We start from the raw sequence: 16814 nt of genomic DNA on the forward strand, positions 1-16814 counted from the left end.
GCTTCAGAATATATATATTTTTAAAAAACACTTAAAAACTATGCTCATGAATAAAAAATGGGGTGTGGAAGATGTTTAAAAAAATGGCCCAGAATATTGCTAAAAGCACCAGCGAAGTCATAGGGTACGGAGTACTGGTAACAGACGAAAAGGGGATGATAATTGGATGCAACGATGAGAAAAGGATCGGAGAATACCATCCGCCTTCTCTTCAGGTCATGCAGGAGAACAGGCCTATGACGACCTCCACCTCGGATGCCGAAAATTACGGCAATGTCCTTCCGGGCTACACCCTGCCCATTCAGTTCTTTGACAGAGTACTGGGATCGGTGTCGATCGCCGGCCTCCCTGAGGAGGTAGAGCGCTATGGCCTGCTCGTGCAGAAACAGGCGGAGATAATGCTTCGCGAACAGGCCTTCCTTGAGTCTAACCTGCTTAGGGAGCGGTCTCTGCGCGACCTGATAGAGAACATCTCATCCTACGACCCAAGAGTAGGCAGCGGGGAACTTATCATAATGCAGGCCAAGGAGCTTGGTTTCAACATTTTAAAGTGCAGGATAGCGATAGTGATCGAGATGAACAGGTGGTCAAACGAAGCTGCAGAGTCCGCCTTTCAGAGAATGCTCAGAGAGGTCAGGACAAGTTTCTCCAATCCGAGGAACGTTATATGCCCGCAGGAGAATTACAGGGTGACGATCCTCCTGTCTGCAAGTTCGGACAGGGATCCTGATAAAATTTATGAAGCTGCCGAGGTCCTCTCAAAAGATTTTCTTGATAGCATCGGGGCAAAGGGCATCCTCGCGGATGTCTCGGTCGGGTTTTCTGCTTTCGATCTGCAGGGACTCTCACGTTCCATAAACTCTGCAAGAAATTCTCTTAGGCTGGCTAAGCAGCTTGGAACAAAAGGAATGATCAGGTCAGAAAAATTTACGGGCGAGGCTTTGCTGGATGCTCTTCCCCCTGGAGTGAGGGAAGAATATGTGACGAGGATCCTGAAGGGGCTGTCTTCGAGAAATGATTTCAATGAAATGAAGGAGACCTTTCTGGCATGGTGCGGATCTCCGTTTGCCAGCGGAAATGTTGCCGAAAACTTATCAATGCACAGGAACAGCCTTCAGTACAGGCTGAAAAAGATACGTTCGCTCACTGGAAAGGATCCCTGGAATTTTAAAGATGCCTTCGAACTGTGGGCTGCCTTTGTCATTTCAGATATTTCAAAAAACTGACGGAACAGAGAAGGGGCTCCAGATCCTGAGCAGTTTAAACCCAGGATAGAGATTGCCGTGCAATTGGCGGGAGTATATAATACCCTGATGTATAATTTGTTTCGATTTCATTTAGCAACGGAGGAGATATAGATGCCATACGATTTTGGCGCCATAGAACCAAAATGGCAGAAGGAATGGGCCGGATCAAAAGTTTTTGAAGTCGAGGCCGACAACAGCAAAGAAAAATTCTACTGTCTGGAGATGTTCCCTTATCCGAGCGGAGCCCTGCACATGGGGCACCTCCGCAACTATTCCATCGGTGACCTCCTGGCAAGGTTCCTCAGGAAGAAGGGCTACAATGTCCTCTATCCGATGGGCTTCGATGCCTTCGGGATGCCTGCGGAAAACGCGGCGATAAAAATGAAACTTCCTCCGGCTGAATGGACATGGAGCAACATCGAACATATGACGAATCAGCTAAAAAGGGCCGGGTACAGCTACGACTGGAGAAGAAGGGTAGAGACGTGCAACGTCAATTATTATAAATGGAACCAGTGGCTTTTCCTCCAGTTCTACAAGAAAGGACTTGTTTACCGCAAGCATGCCCCGGTCAACTGGTGCGAGGACTGCAAAACTGTCCTTGCCAATGAACAGGTGGTGGGGGACGGTGTCTGCTGGCGCTGCGGCACCCCTGTCGTGAAGCGGGGCCTTGAGCAGTGGTTCATAAGGATAACCGACTACGCTCAGGAACTTGCGGACTGTCTTGATGACCTTGACGGATGGCCGGAACGGGTCGTAACCATGCAGAGAAACTGGATAGGCCGATCCGAGGGCGTCCATTTCAAAATGGATATAGTTGATACAGACCTCAGCATTGAAGCTTTCACTACAAGGATCGATACCGTCTTCGGAGTGACCTTTGTCGCTATAGCCGCAGAGCATCCCTTTGTCGAGGCATTTGCCGGGAAGGTCGGAGGAACCAAGGCTGAAGAACTGAGGGCTTTCGCAAAAAGGATGTCCTCACGGAGCGCGATAGAGCGTACCGCGGTCGGTACGGACAAAGAGGGTATAGAAACAGGATTTTATGCCATAAATCCTGTAAACGGCAAAAAAGTGCCCATATGGATCGCAGACTACATACTGATGGACTACGGAACAGGAGCGATCATGGGTGTTCCAGCTCATGACCAGAGGGACTTCGATTTCGTAAGGAAATACGGCATCCCCGTTATCCCGGTCGTAAGGCCGGCGGACGGACCTGTCCCCGACGGAGAGACGATGACCGGGTCAGTCGACGCTGACGGCATAGCATGCAATTCAGGCGAGTTTGACGGCTTGCCCACTCCCCAGGCTATCGAAAAGATAGGTGAATGGTTCGAGGAAAAAGGACTTGGCAGCAGAGAGGTCCAGTTCAGGCTGAGGGACTGGCTCATCTCAAGGCAGCGGTACTGGGGCACTCCCATCCCGATGGTCTACTGCGACCACTGCGGGATAGTTCCGGTACCTGAAGACCAGCTTCCGGTGGAACTGCCTCTTGACATCGAGATGCCCGAGCATGGAGGCAATCCGCTAGCCCTTCGTGAAGACTGGATAAATACGATATGCCCGGTATGCGGAAAACCTGCAAGGCGTGAGACCGACACAATGGACACGTTCTTCTGTTCTTCGTGGTACTTCAGCAGGTATACTTCGCCGTGGTGTACAGATCAGCCCTTTGACAAAGACGAGGCAGCCTACTGGATGAACGTCGACCAGTACATCGGCGGTATTGAGCACGCATGCCTTCATCTCATATACGCAAGGTTCTTTACAAAAGTATGCGCAGACCTCGGCCTCCTTCCGAAAGAGATGAGAGAGCCCTTCAAAAGGCTCCTTACGCAGGGAATGGTGATAAAAGACGGGGCCAAGATGTCCAAATCTCTTGGCAACGTTGTCGATCCTGATGAAATAATCAACAAATACGGAGCTGACACGGCAAGGCTCTTCATCCTTTTCGCATCTCCGCCAGAAAAAGACCTTGACTGGTCAGAGAGAGGCGTCGAGGGAGCCCATCGTTTCCTTGGAAGGGTGTGGCGCCTCGTCGAATCGAACCTTGAAGGGATAGCGGCAGCTTCCAGGATCCGGGTGCCGATGAAAGAGATAAATACTTCTGATATCAGGGATATCAAACGCATTATCCACAATACCCTCGACAGGGTCACCAGGGACATAAGTGAAGAGCGTCAGTTCAACACAGCCGTTGCCAGGCTCATGGAGCTTACCAACGCTCTCATCGGATTCAGGCCCGGTACTCCTGATGCATGGTCAGTAATGAGGGAGGGTGTGGAGACCCTGCTCTCATGCCTTTCCCCCTTTGCGCCCCACATAACGGAAGAACTCTGGCACATGATCGGGAACGATACCTTCCTATCAGTTGAAAAATGGTTTGAAGTTGACTCGGGATCTCTCGTGGAAGACATGGTGACTGTAGTGCTTCAGATAAACGGCAAGGTCAGGGAGCAGTTCACTGTGAAGGCCGGTCTGTCGAAGGAAGAACTCAGCGAGGAGATCCTCTCGAGAGCTGAGACGAAGAAAAGGACCGAAGGCAAACGAATTGTCAAGGTCATCCCGATCCCCGGCAAGCTGGTTAATATTGTGGTGAAAGACTGATGCCCTCTCTCCTCCTGATCTCTGCCTCGGGCACGGCACAGAGACGGCTCCTGGAGGAGACAGTTGCTGATTTTGAAAAAAAAGGTCATGTGATATCAGGAAGACAGGAGGGCGGCGAATGGGGCCCCCTCCTGTCCGATAACCTCTCAGGAGGCCTCTTTGACGAAAAGAGGATCATTGTTGTTGAATCAGCTCCTCTTTTGGGGCCTTTCCCGGAAAACTTCGATACGATGGTGGATGCTGATTCACCTGTGGTCATCCTTCTGATCTATGAGTCAGACCCTGCAAAGATCTTTCCCCCGCATACGCTTGAAAAGTGCACTGTCCTGAAAGCCGCGCCCTTCCCGCGGTGGCCGCGTGAAAGAATGATGTGGACAACGGACCTGGCAGGAAAGATGGGGATAAATATTGACAGAGAGGCTGTCTCGCTGATCATTGAGCTTACAGAGGACCCGGAGGAGATAAGGCGTCAGCTCCTGAGCCTCTCAATGCTAAAAAAAGGCAGATCTGTCAATTTGTCTGATGTTGAAAGCATGTGCCTGGACGACGGGACCGGAAATCTTCTGAAGCTTCTGGATGGCCTCTGCAGCGGTGACCATGTCAAAACGGTCAGGAGCCTCAACGCTGTCTCCAAAAACGGAGATCTTATACCCCTTGTGTCTGCGATACACAACAGAATGAGGCTTGCCTGGTACGCATCGATGCATCCGGGTAAGGGAGCTCTCTTTGCGCAGTCGCTCGGAGCGAAGAACTACGCATGGACGATGGCCGGAAACGCCGCACGAAAATACGGTGCGGGCCCGATCGGCCGATTTATATTGGGGCTCATAAAAATCAACATAGATGAAAAGAGCGGTACCGGATCAGGATGGGCCGGTCTTGAGACCCTTGTGATCGAATTGATGGGCAGATAAAAAACAAACGGAGAGGGTAACTTGGCCTCTCCGTACAGATCTGTAATATTGATCGGGTCACCTAGGCAGAAAGGGATTTAAATCTAGCTGCCATCATAGCCTTGCGGCGGGACGCTGTATTCCGGTGGACGACGCCCTTTACTACCGCCTTATCCAGTACACCCTGAGCCTCGTTCAGCCTCTTTGCTGCAAGCTCGGAGTCTTTCTGTTCAACTGCATCCAGAAGCTTCTTAACTGCATTTTTGCAGCGGGTTTTCCAGAAGCGGTTGTAAATGCGGTTTCTTTCAGTGACCAGAACTCGTTTTTTTGCTGATTTCTTATTTGGCAATGCCGTCACCTCCTTCACAAAAGACAGCGGATATATTAGCACATATTGGGCATATCCTGCAACAGCTCATTCTATTTTACCCCAATTATTTGTGTTCGGCAGTAGAATTTTATTATGCATTATATAATTTTTCTTGCTCCATAGAGAAGTGTATGATATATTTACTAGGTTGCTTATAAGACAATTATGGTTATCAGAAAATGAACCACAGGAGGTGTAGTCTGTGAAACGAACATTTCAGCCGCATAACACCAGACGAAAGCGTTCAATGGGCTTTCTCGTACGTTCTGCCTCCCCAAGCGGACGCCGCATTTTGAGGAATCGTCGCCGTAAGGGTAGAGCGCGTCTTGCTGTCTAATCAGCCGTGAATTTCGGCTTTTCGTCAGCTGTCAGGCTCAGGCACGGATGGCAGTTCGACCTTGTATTCCGCACCGGACGTCGTGAAACAGGCGAGCTGGTGCGGTTGTTGTTTGTTGAACGCCCCGGCGATCCCGTACTGGTGGGAGTGACTGTGGGGAAAAAAACAGCAAACGCCGCAAAGCGTACAAGAGGCCGAAGGATGATGAGGGAAGCATTCAGGAGGCTTTTACCATGGATAAGGGACGGAGTATGGATAATAGCGTCGCTCAGGGAGAAAGCTCTGGAAAGGTCTTCCGTTGACATCTACATGGATATCGCGCATTCGCTCAAAAGAAGGGGACTCATGAGGCAGGACTGGCCCGGACCGGACTGGAATGCTGACAAGGCAGGACGAACATGCGCCTAGCATCGATGGCAGGACTTTTTCTGATCAGGTTCTACCAGGCAGCAATATCACCGGTACTGGGAGGAGGAAAATGCCGCTTCATCCCGACATGCTCCGAATATACAGCTGAAGCGGTAGAAAGATACGGTCTTATTTACGGAGCGGAACTCGGACTGCGGAGGATACTGCGCTGCGGTCCATGGGATCCGGGAGGGTACGACCCTGTGCCCGGACAGGAAGATTTAGATACACGGATCCGGATAGGAAAGTTATTTAAAGGACTTCGAAAGGTTAGGTGAAAGTTTTGGGCGCGATTTGGAATGGAGCAAGCGATCTGCTTCTCATGATCCTTGAATTTTTTTACGGCCTCACAAACTCTTTTGGAATGGCCATAGTGCTGTTGACAATAGCTGTAAGGATAGCACTTTACCCCCTCAACCAGAAACAAATGGTCAGTATGCAGCAGATGCAGAAGATACAGCCACGTCTGAAGGTGCTGCAGGAAAAATATGCCAACGATAAAGAGAAACTCAACCAGGAGACGATGCGTCTCTACAAGGAGAATAAAATTAATCCGGCAGCGGGATGTCTGCCTCTTCTGGTGCAGCTGCCGATCCTCATCCTTCTCTTCAATGTACTTAGGACATATGATTTTGCCGGGACATCCTTCCTCGGGATAATACTGGGTTCGTCGACGACCGCAGGCCTTGCCCAGGCGGTTGGCGTAGCGGCAGATCCGACAGGAAACTACGGCCTTATGTCAGTCCTGACAGGCATCATGCAGAATCCGTCGGGACTCTCAAATGCCGGACTCTACATGGGCAACCTCATTTTGCTCATAAGCATTTCATTCCTTACCTGGGCTCAGCAGAAACTTTCTTCAGCAGGGGCAAACCCGCAGATGGCTATGATGAACACAATAATGCCGTTTTTCATGGCGTTCATCTGCCTTTCGATGCCTGGCGGAGTCATGCTTTACTGGGGGCTTTCATCGCTTATCGGAGTTGCTCAGCAATACTTCGTAATGAAAAAGACGAAAGAGGAACTTCAGGTCAAGCCTGTCCTTCATAAGAACAAACCTACGCCGGCCGCAGTTGAGGACGATGACGATGAATACGAGGACGACTACGATGACGACGATGATGAATAAGAAACGGCCTCTTGCCGGACAGGACAAGAGGGACGCATGATGGACAGGGACATGGAAGAGAGGATCCCGATGCCGGAGATCGGTTCGGCGGTCTTTGAGTGCGAGTCGGTGGAAGAGGCCCGTGAGAAGGCGGCTGAGCTTTGGGGTATCAAAACTGATGATGTTGAGGCTCAGATAATATCCGAAGATAAAAAACTCTTTGGTTTCCTTGGCTGTACATACAAAGTTGAGGTAAAACCATTTGCACCCGTAACTTTCATAAAGTCATGCCATTTTGTCAACGATATTTTGGAGAGGATGGACCTTGACCTTATCCCCGAGCTGAATGAGGACGGTATGATCAACCTCGTCGGAGAAGATGTCGGGGTAGTGATCGGAAGATACGGTGAGACGCTTAAAGCGCTGGAGTATCTTACCAACCTTGCCTGTCATGATGACATGTCCACACGAAGGGTCCGTTTCGACTGCGGAGGGTACCGCCAGCGCAGGGAACAGACGCTGACCAGGCTTGCAGAATCGATAGCCAGAGAATCTCTCCGCAAGGGGACCCCGGTCAGCCTGGAACCTATGTCAAGCTGGGAGCGTCGGATAGTCCACCTTGCACTCAGGGACAATAAAGAGGTAGAGACGAAATCTATCGGTGAGGAGCCTTCAAGAAGGGTGCTTGTCTGTCCGGTGACCCGTTCAGACAGGGGAAGCTCGGATAGAGGAAGGAAAAGATCTTCCCGAAGCAGGTAGCGATCATCCGGGGCCACTAAAGATAATAAAATGAGCGAAGAGACATTTTGCCCTTCGCTCATTTTATTGTCTTTATGACTTCCGGCAGCTTTCTTTTCCGGGTCCTGTGTAAGTTTTGATAAAGTCCATCAGAGCATCCTCATCCATAGGCTCAGAGATCAGGAACCCCTGTATGTGCCTGCAGCGGCACCTCCGGACTGCGTCAAGCTGATCTTCTGTCTCCACACCCTCCGCAATGACCTCAACACCGATAGATCCTGCCAGTGCCGTTATGCTTTTGAAAAGATTGAAATGTTTTTCTGAACAGTCGATCCCTGTGATGAAACTCCTGTCGATCTTGAGAAAATCTATGGGGAGGTCTTTAAGGTAAGAGAGGGAAGAATAACCGGTCCCGAAATCATCGATAGAGACCATTATTCCTTCTCTTCTGATCATCTCGAGCTTTTCGATAAAGTCAGAAGTTTCGCCGCAAAGGCAGGATTCCGTTATCTCAAGGCCTGCGCTATCTTTGGGAAGGCTCCGGGATCTGAACTTGTCCCTGAGTTTTTCCGCAAAGCTGCTCTGTGAGAACTGCATCGATGAGACATTGAAATTCACCAGGATGCCCCTGTCTTCAGAGCACAGCCTCGATGCGAGATCCAGTGCTGTGTCAATTGCGAAATCGCCAAGTTGGTTTATGAAACCGCACCTCTCTGCTATAGCTATGAAGATGGAAGGCGGGACATTCCCATATCGCTCGTTTTCCCATCTGAGGAGCGCTTCTACTGCTGTTATCCGGTCAGGACCGAAAGAGTAGACAGGCTGGTACTTAACTTTAAGTTCGCAGTTTTTTATCGAGTTTATCAGATCTACCTCCATATCAAGTTCTTTTATGGCGGACAAATAAGACTCGATGTCAAGTATAAATACCCCTTCACTCTTCTTTGCAAGCCTTCCGGCTATCTCGCCGTATCTGAGCATGTCGCTCGGACTGATCTGTGCTCCTCTCAGATATTCTGTGCATGAGACAAGTCCTATTCTTAAGCTGACCTCGTACAGCGCGTCTCCCAACGTGAAGGGCATTGCAAAAGCGCCGTAGACCTTGTTTGCTACTGAGCACATCTCGCTGTCGTCCTGATAATCGTCTATGACGATCACAAAATCATCGCTCTCCAGGTTGAAGATCTCCCCGCCATGGGCGGCGGCAACAACGGAAAGCCTGTCAGCAGCATCACGCAGCATTTTTTCAAAGAGCCTGTGTCCTAATATTTCCAGTATCCTATGGCTGTTGTTTATGTCAATAAAAAGAAGCCCGCTTTTGAAAATCATTGACGTGCTCTTCCTGTTCAGGCTTTCAATTTTGAGGATAAAGCTCTCCTTGTTTGGGAGTCCCGTAGTCTTGTCGGTATATGCCAGGTCCCTTACCTTTTCCTGCAAGAGTTCATCATCAGTCACGTCTATCGCGAAGGCAGGGTAGAAGTCCCTCTCCTTCTCCCCTATGATCTGGACAAGAAGGAAAATATCCTTATCTTCGCTGTTCTTTATGGAAAGCCTGAGCTTAAAAGATGTATCACGATCCATCCCGGACATGGGGAAGACCTGTTGTTCCTCATTGAGCAGCCTTTTGAAGCTGAAAACTTTTTTATCATTATGGATGCCGAGAAAAGAGGCGAAGTCGTCGTCAAAGTCCATGACATCCCCGTCAGGCGATACTTTGAAAAAATTGAACCCGGCCTTGCTTATCGTGGTGTTTGAGAGTTCACGGATCCTCATGTATTTCCACCTTATCACGTAAAGGTAGACAACGGTCAGCGTGATCAGGAATATACACAATAATATCAAAGCGCCGATTTTGATGAGCAGGCTGTTTTGCTGTGATCTGATGCTGTCTTCCGACGAAACCGCGACGAGCTTCCATCTGTCTGAATGGGGAAGGGCCGCGAATGAAAGGATCCTGTCATTTTTACTGCTTTTGTGATGCTTTATCACAGTTCCGGCAAGGCCGGCAAGTTCTTCTTTAAGGAAAAGCAGTTCATCAGACTCTATCAAAGTTGACAGAGGGCTGAAAAAATTGAAACTCCTGGTGAGATGCGGAAACTCCCTCAGGAAGCTGCCGGAGTACTCTACAATGCTGTTGTTCCCGTCTATCAGGCACAAAAAAGTGCCGCTGTAGGGAATGTTTATATTCTCCAGCATGGATATTTTATCTACATTTATGGCAGCTGTCAGAACTCCGATGACGGAAGCCCCGGAAAATACAGGTACGCTGAATATGACCATTTTATTGTCCGAGGATCCGCTTGTTCCGGTCATATCATTGCTCAAGATGTTTGACACAACGCTAAAGCCTCTGATCGCTCTGTAGAAATGTTCGTCCTCAACGATGATCGCTTTTTTCCCGCTCGTGCTTACATAATTTCCCTCTTGGTCCGTAAGCTGGATGAAGTCATAACCTATTTTTAATGCCTCGTGCTTTATCTGTTCTAGTCTCCTTATAAGGAGGTCTTTGTCCGACAGGTCTTTTTGTGAGGATGCAGTGTATCCGAGAGCCTGAAGCTGGATCAGTTTCGCGTTGATGCGTTCGTCCACCATGTTGGCTGCCAGTGATACCACCGACTGGTTCTGAGCGTCTGCGTGAGAAAAAAATATCGACCTTAGATGGTCAAGAAGGGCAAAGATGGCAATAAAAGTGATAGCCAGAAAGGCTATCAGAATGAAAAATGCACGGGTGGTCGGAAAATAGGATCGGAATATCTTCCTCATCTAGTAACTCCACTGTGGTCGGATTATATTACTTTAATATTATAGCAGGCAGAGATGTAAAGAACAACGAGACATAAAACAAAATAGAAGTATAAAAAAGTTGATTTAAGTTTTTTCACCTTCTTTGCCTTACGTAATATCCTTGATGCAATTTGCAGGGGATTAATTAGAATATTAGCCGTGCAACAATATTTCTCATAATCAGGAACGCGGAGGTGTGTTCATGAATAAGGATAATTTCATAACTGCTGTCAAAAAATTTGGAATAGCTGCCGCAGCCGGAGCGATCATGTTTGCGGGAGGAGCCTTCGGGACCTTTATTGCGTCGGAATACAGCGTTGTTAAGAATATCAGGGAACCTGAAGTCAGGACTGTCGCTTCGACCACTCCCGGGGCATACGCACAGGATGTTTACACAGGCAACCCCATAGTCTCGATAGTCAAAAAAAGTTCCCCTGCTGTTGTTAACATAGACACTGAAACAATGGTGAAACAGAGGATAATGACAAATCCTTTCGGAGGGGATCCCTTTTTTGAAGAGTTCTTTGGGGGAGATATCTTCGGAGGCGGCGGAACGCAGGAGAGAATGATCCCTCAGAGAGGAAAGGGCTCCGGCTTCATAGTTACGAAGGACGGCTATATCCTCACGAACAACCATGTTGTCGAGGGTGCCGACAAAATAAAGGTAACTCTTCTTGACGGAAGGTCCTTTGACGCAAAAAAAATCGGACAGGACCCTACCTTCGATCTTGCAGTAATACAGATCAAAGCTCCTGATCTTCCCGTACTTTTGCTTGGCGACTCCGATGCGACAGAAGTCGGTGAATGGGTCGTGGCCATAGGCAATCCTCTGGGTTTTGAGAATTCAGTGACAGCGGGAGTCGTTTCCGCCAAAAACAGGACGCTCCAGGCTCCGGGTGTCAATTTCCAGGGCTTCATGCAGACAGACGCTGCGATAAACCCGGGCAACAGCGGAGGGCCCCTGATAGATCTCAGCGGCAGGGTCATTGGTATCAACACTGCCATCGTCCCCTATGCACAGGGAATAGGATTTGCAGTCCCTATCAACATGGCCAAACAGATCATGGATGACCTCATAAAGCACGGAGAAGTGCGCAGGGGATGGCTTGGCGTAACAGTTCAGCCTCTGACGGCTGCTCTTGTCGATTCTTACAAAATACCTGTCAAGGAAGGGTCGATCATTGCAGACGTAGAGCCGAACTCACCCGCGGATAAGTACGGCCTCAAGAGGGGCGACGTTATCGTATCGATCGGAGGCAAGGAAGTTAAAAACAGTCAGGACGTGGTCTTTTCCGTAAGGAATAAAATGGCCGGCGACAAGGTGGATTTCGGGATATACAGGGACGGGAAAAAGAGGAACGTACAGGTCGTCCTTGGTGAGATCGACAGGGGCGAAGGGGAGAAGAGCGGCAGCAAGCCGGCCCCGGGTCCCAAGAGCTCATCGGGCTCATCAAAGCAGATGGGGATCACCGCAGCTGTTATAGACAGCGAGCTTCAGAGGCAATACAGGCTTGACTCAGACGAAGGCCTCGTAGTGACAGACGTTGACAGGGGAAGTCTCGGAGCCAGGCTCGGCCTCCAGCCGGGAGATGTCATCCTGGAAGTGAACAGGACAAAGATGAAAACGCTGGATGACTGGAACAGGGTGATGGGAGCGAAGAACAGATCTCTGGGGATACTGATGTCGAGGGGCGGCCAGACCCTCTTTATTTCGGTCGAACTGTAGCGCTGCCCATCATATAACCGTCCTTTTCTATAAGGACCGCTGCAATACCGATAAGCGCAAGTTCTTCGGATATCAAAGCTAATGACTGAGACAGGCCGGGTATATTCTCCCGGTCTGTCTCGATTTTTGCGGCCCTTCCGTCATAGCGCATCCTCAATTGAGCGTTTGCCGGAAGATATTTTTTGATTATGTCCTCTCCCGCATCTATCTTCAGGATCAGCTCTTCCGTTATGGCTGTCCCAGTCGGTATCCGTGAAGCCAGGCATGCCGCCGATGGTTTGACCGCGGTCGGCAGTTCCAGATGAGATGATATCTCCCTTATGTCTTTTTTGGAAAGGCCGCATTCAAGGAGGGGGGAGAGGGTGATCTTCGATTCCCTGACAGCTTTCATGCCGGGCCGCCAGTCGTTCAGATCGTCAATGTTGGAGCCGTCAAGCATCCAAGGGATATCAAGCTCTTCTGCCAGTGAAGTCAGGGCATCCAGCCTCGCCGATTTGCATATATAGCACCGCTCAGGACTGTTTTCGCAGAAATCTTTGCAGCTAAGGTCGTTGTGTTCGATTTTGAAGAGCCTTATCCCGTATCTATCCGTAAAAGATAAAATATCTCTCTTGTCATCCGCGGGCAGCAACGGAGACCAAAGTGTAAATGCACACGCATTATCTCCCAGGGTCTCCTTTGCCGCATAGGCAAGCAGAGAACTGTCGACTCCGCCGGAAAAGGCTATTGCCGCCTTTCCCAGTTTTCTAATCGAGTCCGTCAGTTCTCCGTATTTTTCTTTTATGATGAGGAGGTCATCCTTTTTTCCTGTAGCAGAAATCACAGAGATCTTCGCCCTCCATAAGTGTCTTTTGTCTTACTAGCTCGAGCTCAGGGTCGAAACCGTCAAGGAATGCCGCATCACGGTCGCAGGAAATAAGGGTTCCGATATCACCGAATCCGAGTTCCCTGTAAAGGTCTGCAAAATCGCATCTTGTGACGTCAAAAGCCAGAATGGTGTCCGAGTCTTCCCTGATGCTGACCTCCAGCGCACCTCCATCATTCCATTTTGAGATGCACTTTGACTTGAGGTTTTCAAGTCCGCCGCCCCCGAGAGACTTTTCTTTGCCAAGTCCGCGTGATATTTCCTGCATCGTCCTGCGCACAAGATCATAGGTCTTTTCTTTTCCAAACTCAGCTGCAAAAGCTCTTATGACAGGTCTCAGCACCCTCATTTCGATCTCGCGCTGCTGAAGCAGCGGGACTTCAACGTAATTTTCCTTCATCTCATTTCCTCCTGCCGAACATAATATCAATAAGCAAAACACACTATTATTTTAACCTCTTATTCCCCGAAAATACTCTATCATGATAAAATAGCGAAACAGAAACATATATGAGAGGCACAAGACGGGAAAAATCAGGAGGAGGAATTACCATGACAGAGGTCAAGACCAGCGAAGATGTCATAATGGAACTCAAGGCTGAGATCGAGGCACTGAAATGCGCTATCGCGGAACAGCAGGAAAAGGCCGAGGCCAAACGAGTCATAGATTTCAACAAGGTCAAGAGCACCTTGGATGACGGCGCCAAAACCCTCCTGGCCGCAGTAAAGCCTGTGATCGAAAAATATGAGGAACCCGGAAGGGCTGCTGTCGCCAAAGTCGGCACCAGAGTATCGGATAATCCTTTCCTGTCTGTAGTGATCGCCTTTGGAGCCGGTATAGTGATAGGAAAACTTCTCGATTACTGCTGCTGGAGACCCGAAGAGGAATAGCACCCGGACCTTCTGGGCCGGGGGACAGGCAGGGTGGATATTTTGGAAACTTTAACCAATCTGATAGTCAGTTTTTTTGATCTGATCGAAGCAGAAGGAAGGACTTTCAGGGAAAAATCAGTCCTCGTCACAGAAGGATTCCTCATCATGTTTTTTGGAGTCTCTCTTGTCATCTGTGGTGTCTTTGCCGTTGGAGCAGCGTTCTACTTCTGGCTTAGCGAGTATTTGGGGAGACCGGCATCAGCGCTTATTGTCGCGGCTATCCTCCTGGGATCCGGCGCATGGACGATCTTAAAGGGAAGAATGATATCTTACGGAAAAGGGGCGTCCCGTCTTGGAACGGAGCAAAAGAGAACTGACGCTTGAAGAGGCTAAGGCCAATTTCAGGTCAGCCATGATGGAGATGGACCCTGTCCGTATGATCCGAAGGAAGCCCCTTCATGTTGTGGGCGCCGCTGTGCTTGCCGGCCTGATGATGAGCATTGCGGGAAAAAAAATTTCCCGTGCTTTCTTTCCTGGACCCAGACTGATCTCGGGAATGATCAAAAAACTGATCTAGTCACTTATCTGTGCAAGAATAAAAATGGCAGCCAGACCGTTCCGGTTTGAGCTGCCTTTTTGTCTTTTTTGACATTAGCTCCGTACTGTTAAATGTCTGGTAAGAATGGATCAGGGACCGATCCTGCCGTACAGGATCGCGAACCCGCTTGGTCCTCTTACGATCTTGTAGCCTACGCTGCCGTTCGAAAGAGCTTCCTTCTGTCTTTTGATATCCCTGATCGGTATCCTCAGATGTCCGTGTGTCCATAAAGGATCTTTGGGGTGGAACTCCTTTTTCAGCACAAAACGGAGATAACCTCCGTATGTCCATTCGATGGAAATAATATAGTATCCGCATGCAAGCACATTCTGCAGACTGAAGATATTTTTGGGCGATACAGTCGTTACGACCGAGTCAAATCTCCTTGAAACGATGTTCTCGGCATAAAACTGTGTCAGAAACTGTATGTTGTTTCCCCTGAACTCCCTGTCCACTACACAGAAACCTGTTACTGCAGAATGCTCGTATCTTTCCGGAGACAGGCTGTAGTCCGCAAGGGATTCCCTCACCCAGTCAGGTGAGATCTTGAGAGTCCTCAGGCAGACCAGGCGGCCGTCATACCTTGCCCCAACTGCTATGCCGTCTTCAGTCAAAAATCGCCTGAGTTCTTCTTCTGTGCTTGCGGCAAAGATGTCACGGCTCAGACCTAAAGCCACTTCATTGTGTAGTTCTATAGAGAATTTCTCATCTTTTTCTGACAGTACTTCGATCGTACAGGGGACTGTGAGGGATCTTCCGTCGGGCATGTGCCTCTGTACGAAGAGCTGCATTACTACATTGTTTTCCAAAGTCTGCGGCCTCCTCTTATAGAGGTTGCTTTAAAATAATTATTAAATTTGCGCAATAGTAATATTTTATCGATGATTGTCATTATTGCATAAAAATATGTATTTACACAACGATTTTTTTTTGTGTGAGATAAAAAAATGAAGATGATCACGATCCATAGCGTTATAATTGGACGGCATCCTGTTCACTGAGAACAGGCCGGCGCACAGAAAGAAAAGGGGTCGTATCATGCCTGCAGCGGGAACGGACAAACCCTCAAAAGCAGCATTGGTGTTTGCTTATCTGATGGTGTACATCATATGGGGATCCACATATCTGGGGATCAGGTTCACGGTCGAGACCATACCGCCTTTTTTTTCAGGCGGTGCAAGGTTTCTCAGCGCGGGGATCATACTCTTTGCACTTAGGTCAGTGATGTCGGGATACAGGACCACTGTCAGCGGATGGAAAAATGCCTTTTTTGCATCCCTTCTTCCGTTCGTAGTTTCATACGGACTGATAACAAGCGCCGAAACTGTAGTGCCGTCGTCTATAGCCGCACTTCTCGTGGCGCTGGAACCGCTCTGGTTCTGCCTGATAGGCTGGCTCTTCTTCAAGGGTGCGAGGCCTGCGGGGAGTCACTATATCGGGATCACCTTAGGCTTCCTGGGGATCTTTTTCCTTGTTGCGGGAGACCCCAATGCTGACTTCTCCTTTGAATCGAGCTATATCATATGGGTCCTGATGCTGATCTTGAGCGGGATCACCTGGGTAATGGGGGCCTTTATTTCAAAAAATCCCCAGATCCATCAGGACCTGCTCATGTCTTCTGGCATGCAGATGATGTGCGGCGGAGCTGTAATGATGCTGATCCATTTTTTTGTTTCGGCGTTCACGGGAAATTATCAAAATATGGCCTCTTTTTCCTCCAGATCGGTCTTTGCACTTATCTACCTGATCATCTTCGGCTCTCTGGTCGCATATTCCTCTTTTCTCTGGCTTATGAGGGTGCAGCCGGCAAACAGGGTCGCTACTCATGCCTTCGTTAACCCCGTCGTCGCAGTCTTTCTGGGGTGGCTTCTGGGAGGAGAACATCTGAGCATGAACATGCTGATCGCAACGCCTCTGATAGTCGCATCGGTCATCTTCATGATAAGGGATCCCCGCAGAGATAAGCGTTAGATACGGATCCTCCCGGCTTTGACCCGCAGCGTTAGAGCGGACGAAAAAAATCCCAGGGAACTTCCCCTGAGATTTTTATCTGTACGTTTATCAAATTATTTTGGAGGCGGCACCCAGATTCGAACTGGGGATGAAGGATTTGCAGTCCTCTGCCTTACCGCTTGGCTATGCCGCCACGAAGGAGAGTATAACAACCAGAATATTGAGTGTCAAGGCACAGAAAAGCCGGAAATTTCAATTGAATATCGAAATCTTTGCATAGGAATATAAATGTATTATAATAAAG

The 16814-nt window shown here is 49.1% G+C and carries 18 protein-coding genes and 1 tRNA gene; 13 read left to right on the plus strand and 6 right to left on the minus strand.

Going from position 1 to position 16814, the window contains the following annotated elements:
* Window positions 1-71 precede the first annotated feature (71 nt).
* From OLM33_02015 to OLM33_02025, 3 genes are all read left to right on the plus strand, one after another.
* Window positions 72-1226 carry a helix-turn-helix domain-containing protein gene (locus OLM33_02015; protein ID MCW1712453.1) on the plus strand — a complete coding sequence of 385 codons (1155 nt, stop codon included), beginning with the start codon at window positions 72-74 and terminating at the stop codon, window positions 1224-1226.
* Between the two features lie 132 nt (window positions 1227-1358).
* Window positions 1359-3857 (plus strand): leucine--tRNA ligase, encoded by a 2499-nt coding sequence (gene leuS / locus OLM33_02020; protein MCW1712454.1) that lies wholly within the window; start codon window positions 1359-1361, stop codon window positions 3855-3857.
* Entirely contained in the window at window positions 3857-4771 is a 915-nt protein-coding gene (locus tag OLM33_02025) for a hypothetical protein (protein ID MCW1712455.1), read from the plus strand. The genes leuS and OLM33_02025 overlap by 1 nt, the downstream gene beginning before the upstream one ends.
* Before the next feature lie 61 nt (window positions 4772-4832).
* On the opposite strand, the gene rpsT is transcribed toward OLM33_02025, so the two are convergent.
* Entirely contained in the window at window positions 4833-5099 is a 267-nt protein-coding gene (rpsT, locus tag OLM33_02030; GenBank protein MCW1712456.1) for a 30S ribosomal protein S20, read from the minus strand.
* 223 nt (window positions 5100-5322) lie between these two features.
* On the opposite strand from rpsT, the gene rpmH reads away from it, so the two are divergent.
* From rpmH to OLM33_02055, 5 genes are read left to right on the plus strand one after another with little or no spacing between them, the layout of a single operon-like run.
* Window positions 5323-5457, plus strand: coding sequence for a 50S ribosomal protein L34 (gene rpmH / locus OLM33_02035; GenBank protein ID MCW1712457.1), 135 nt, complete (start codon window positions 5323-5325; stop codon window positions 5455-5457).
* A 6-nt stretch (window positions 5458-5463) separates the two neighbouring features.
* Window positions 5464-5865, plus strand: a complete 402-nt coding sequence (locus OLM33_02040; GenBank protein MCW1712458.1) for a ribonuclease P protein component — start codon at window positions 5464-5466, stop codon at window positions 5863-5865.
* Window positions 5856-6143 carry a membrane protein insertion efficiency factor YidD gene (gene yidD, locus OLM33_02045; GenBank protein ID MCW1712459.1) on the plus strand — a complete coding sequence of 96 codons (288 nt, stop codon included), beginning with the start codon at window positions 5856-5858 and terminating at the stop codon, window positions 6141-6143. Before OLM33_02040 ends, yidD begins: the two co-directional genes overlap by 10 nt.
* A gap of 5 nt (window positions 6144-6148) precedes the next feature.
* A complete protein-coding gene (locus tag OLM33_02050) occupies window positions 6149-6994 on the plus strand; it encodes a YidC/Oxa1 family membrane protein insertase (protein MCW1712460.1) in 846 nt (281 codons plus the stop codon).
* Between the two features lie 39 nt (window positions 6995-7033).
* Window positions 7034-7732: a KH domain-containing protein gene (locus tag OLM33_02055; GenBank protein ID MCW1712461.1), complete on the plus strand. Its 699-nt coding sequence runs from the start codon at window positions 7034-7036 to the stop codon at window positions 7730-7732.
* A 72-nt stretch (window positions 7733-7804) separates the two neighbouring features.
* On the opposite strand, the gene OLM33_02060 is transcribed toward OLM33_02055, so the two are convergent.
* On the minus strand, window positions 7805-10474 hold the full coding sequence (locus OLM33_02060; protein ID MCW1712462.1) for an EAL domain-containing protein: 2670 nt from the start codon (window positions 10472-10474) through the stop codon (window positions 7805-7807).
* A gap of 223 nt (window positions 10475-10697) precedes the next feature.
* Between OLM33_02060 and OLM33_02065 the strand changes: the two genes are divergently transcribed.
* Window positions 10698-12221: a Do family serine endopeptidase gene (locus OLM33_02065; GenBank protein MCW1712463.1), complete on the plus strand. Its 1524-nt coding sequence runs from the start codon at window positions 10698-10700 to the stop codon at window positions 12219-12221.
* On the opposite strand, the gene larE is transcribed toward OLM33_02065, so the two are convergent.
* Complete coding sequence (larE, locus tag OLM33_02070) at window positions 12202-13044, minus strand: ATP-dependent sacrificial sulfur transferase LarE (protein MCW1712464.1); 843 nt, start codon at window positions 13042-13044, stop codon at window positions 12202-12204. The two genes, OLM33_02065 and larE, sit on opposite strands and share 20 nt — an antisense overlap.
* Window positions 13016-13486 (minus strand): L-2-amino-thiazoline-4-carboxylic acid hydrolase, encoded by a 471-nt coding sequence (locus OLM33_02075; protein ID MCW1712465.1) that lies wholly within the window; start codon window positions 13484-13486, stop codon window positions 13016-13018. The genes larE and OLM33_02075 overlap by 29 nt, the downstream gene beginning before the upstream one ends.
* A 152-nt stretch (window positions 13487-13638) precedes the next feature.
* On the opposite strand from OLM33_02075, the gene OLM33_02080 reads away from it, so the two are divergent.
* Genes OLM33_02080 through OLM33_02090 form a run of 3 tightly spaced genes read left to right on the plus strand, consistent with a single transcriptional unit; the run spans window position 13639 to window position 14536 of the window.
* Entirely contained in the window at window positions 13639-13977 is a 339-nt protein-coding gene (locus OLM33_02080) for a hypothetical protein (protein ID MCW1712466.1), read from the plus strand.
* A 33-nt stretch (window positions 13978-14010) separates the two neighbouring features.
* On the plus strand, window positions 14011-14343 hold the full coding sequence (locus OLM33_02085) for a hypothetical protein (protein MCW1712467.1): 333 nt from the start codon (window positions 14011-14013) through the stop codon (window positions 14341-14343).
* A complete protein-coding gene (locus OLM33_02090) occupies window positions 14312-14536 on the plus strand; it encodes a hypothetical protein (GenBank protein MCW1712468.1) in 225 nt (74 codons plus the stop codon). Before OLM33_02085 ends, OLM33_02090 begins: the two co-directional genes overlap by 32 nt.
* A gap of 110 nt (window positions 14537-14646) precedes the next feature.
* Here the strand turns inward: OLM33_02090 and OLM33_02095 are convergent, their stop codons facing one another.
* A complete protein-coding gene (locus tag OLM33_02095) occupies window positions 14647-15366 on the minus strand; it encodes a hypothetical protein (GenBank protein MCW1712469.1) in 720 nt (239 codons plus the stop codon).
* 169 nt (window positions 15367-15535) lie between these two features.
* On the opposite strand from OLM33_02095, the gene OLM33_02100 reads away from it, so the two are divergent.
* Window positions 15536-16528: an EamA family transporter gene (locus tag OLM33_02100; protein MCW1712470.1), complete on the plus strand. Its 993-nt coding sequence runs from the start codon at window positions 15536-15538 to the stop codon at window positions 16526-16528.
* A gap of 101 nt (window positions 16529-16629) precedes the next feature.
* Here the strand turns inward: OLM33_02100 and OLM33_02105 are convergent.
* Window positions 16630-16703: transfer RNA gene (locus OLM33_02105), tRNA-Cys, on the minus strand.
* Window positions 16704-16814 lie beyond the last annotated feature (111 nt).

The sequence above is a fragment of the Synergistaceae bacterium DZ-S4 genome (genome assembly GCA_025943965.1).
Classification (GTDB): domain Bacteria; phylum Synergistota; class Synergistia; order Synergistales; family Synergistaceae; genus Caenicola; species Caenicola nitritireducens.

Bases quoted from the DNA above. Each gene is read 5' to 3' on its own strand.
- leuS (MCW1712454.1), top strand. From the start codon at position 1,359: ATGCCATACGATTTTGGCGCCATAGAACCAAAATGGCAGAAGGAATGG.
- OLM33_02065 (MCW1712463.1), top strand. From the start codon at position 10,698: ATGAATAAGGATAATTTCATAACTGCTGTCAAAAAATTTGGAATAGCT.
- yidD (MCW1712459.1), top strand. From the start codon at position 5,856: ATGCGCCTAGCATCGATGGCAGGACTTTTTCTGATCAGGTTCTACCAG.
- OLM33_02080 (MCW1712466.1), top strand. From the start codon at position 13,639: ATGACAGAGGTCAAGACCAGCGAAGATGTCATAATGGAACTCAAGGCT.
- OLM33_02060 (MCW1712462.1), bottom strand. From the start codon at position 10,474: ATGAGGAAGATATTCCGATCCTATTTTCCGACCACCCGTGCATTTTTC.
- OLM33_02075 (MCW1712465.1), bottom strand. From the start codon at position 13,486: ATGAAGGAAAATTACGTTGAAGTCCCGCTGCTTCAGCAGCGCGAGATC.
- OLM33_02015 (MCW1712453.1), top strand. From the start codon at position 72: ATGTTTAAAAAAATGGCCCAGAATATTGCTAAAAGCACCAGCGAAGTC.
- OLM33_02025 (MCW1712455.1), top strand. From the start codon at position 3,857: ATGCCCTCTCTCCTCCTGATCTCTGCCTCGGGCACGGCACAGAGACGG.
- OLM33_02055 (MCW1712461.1), top strand. From the start codon at position 7,034: ATGGACAGGGACATGGAAGAGAGGATCCCGATGCCGGAGATCGGTTCG.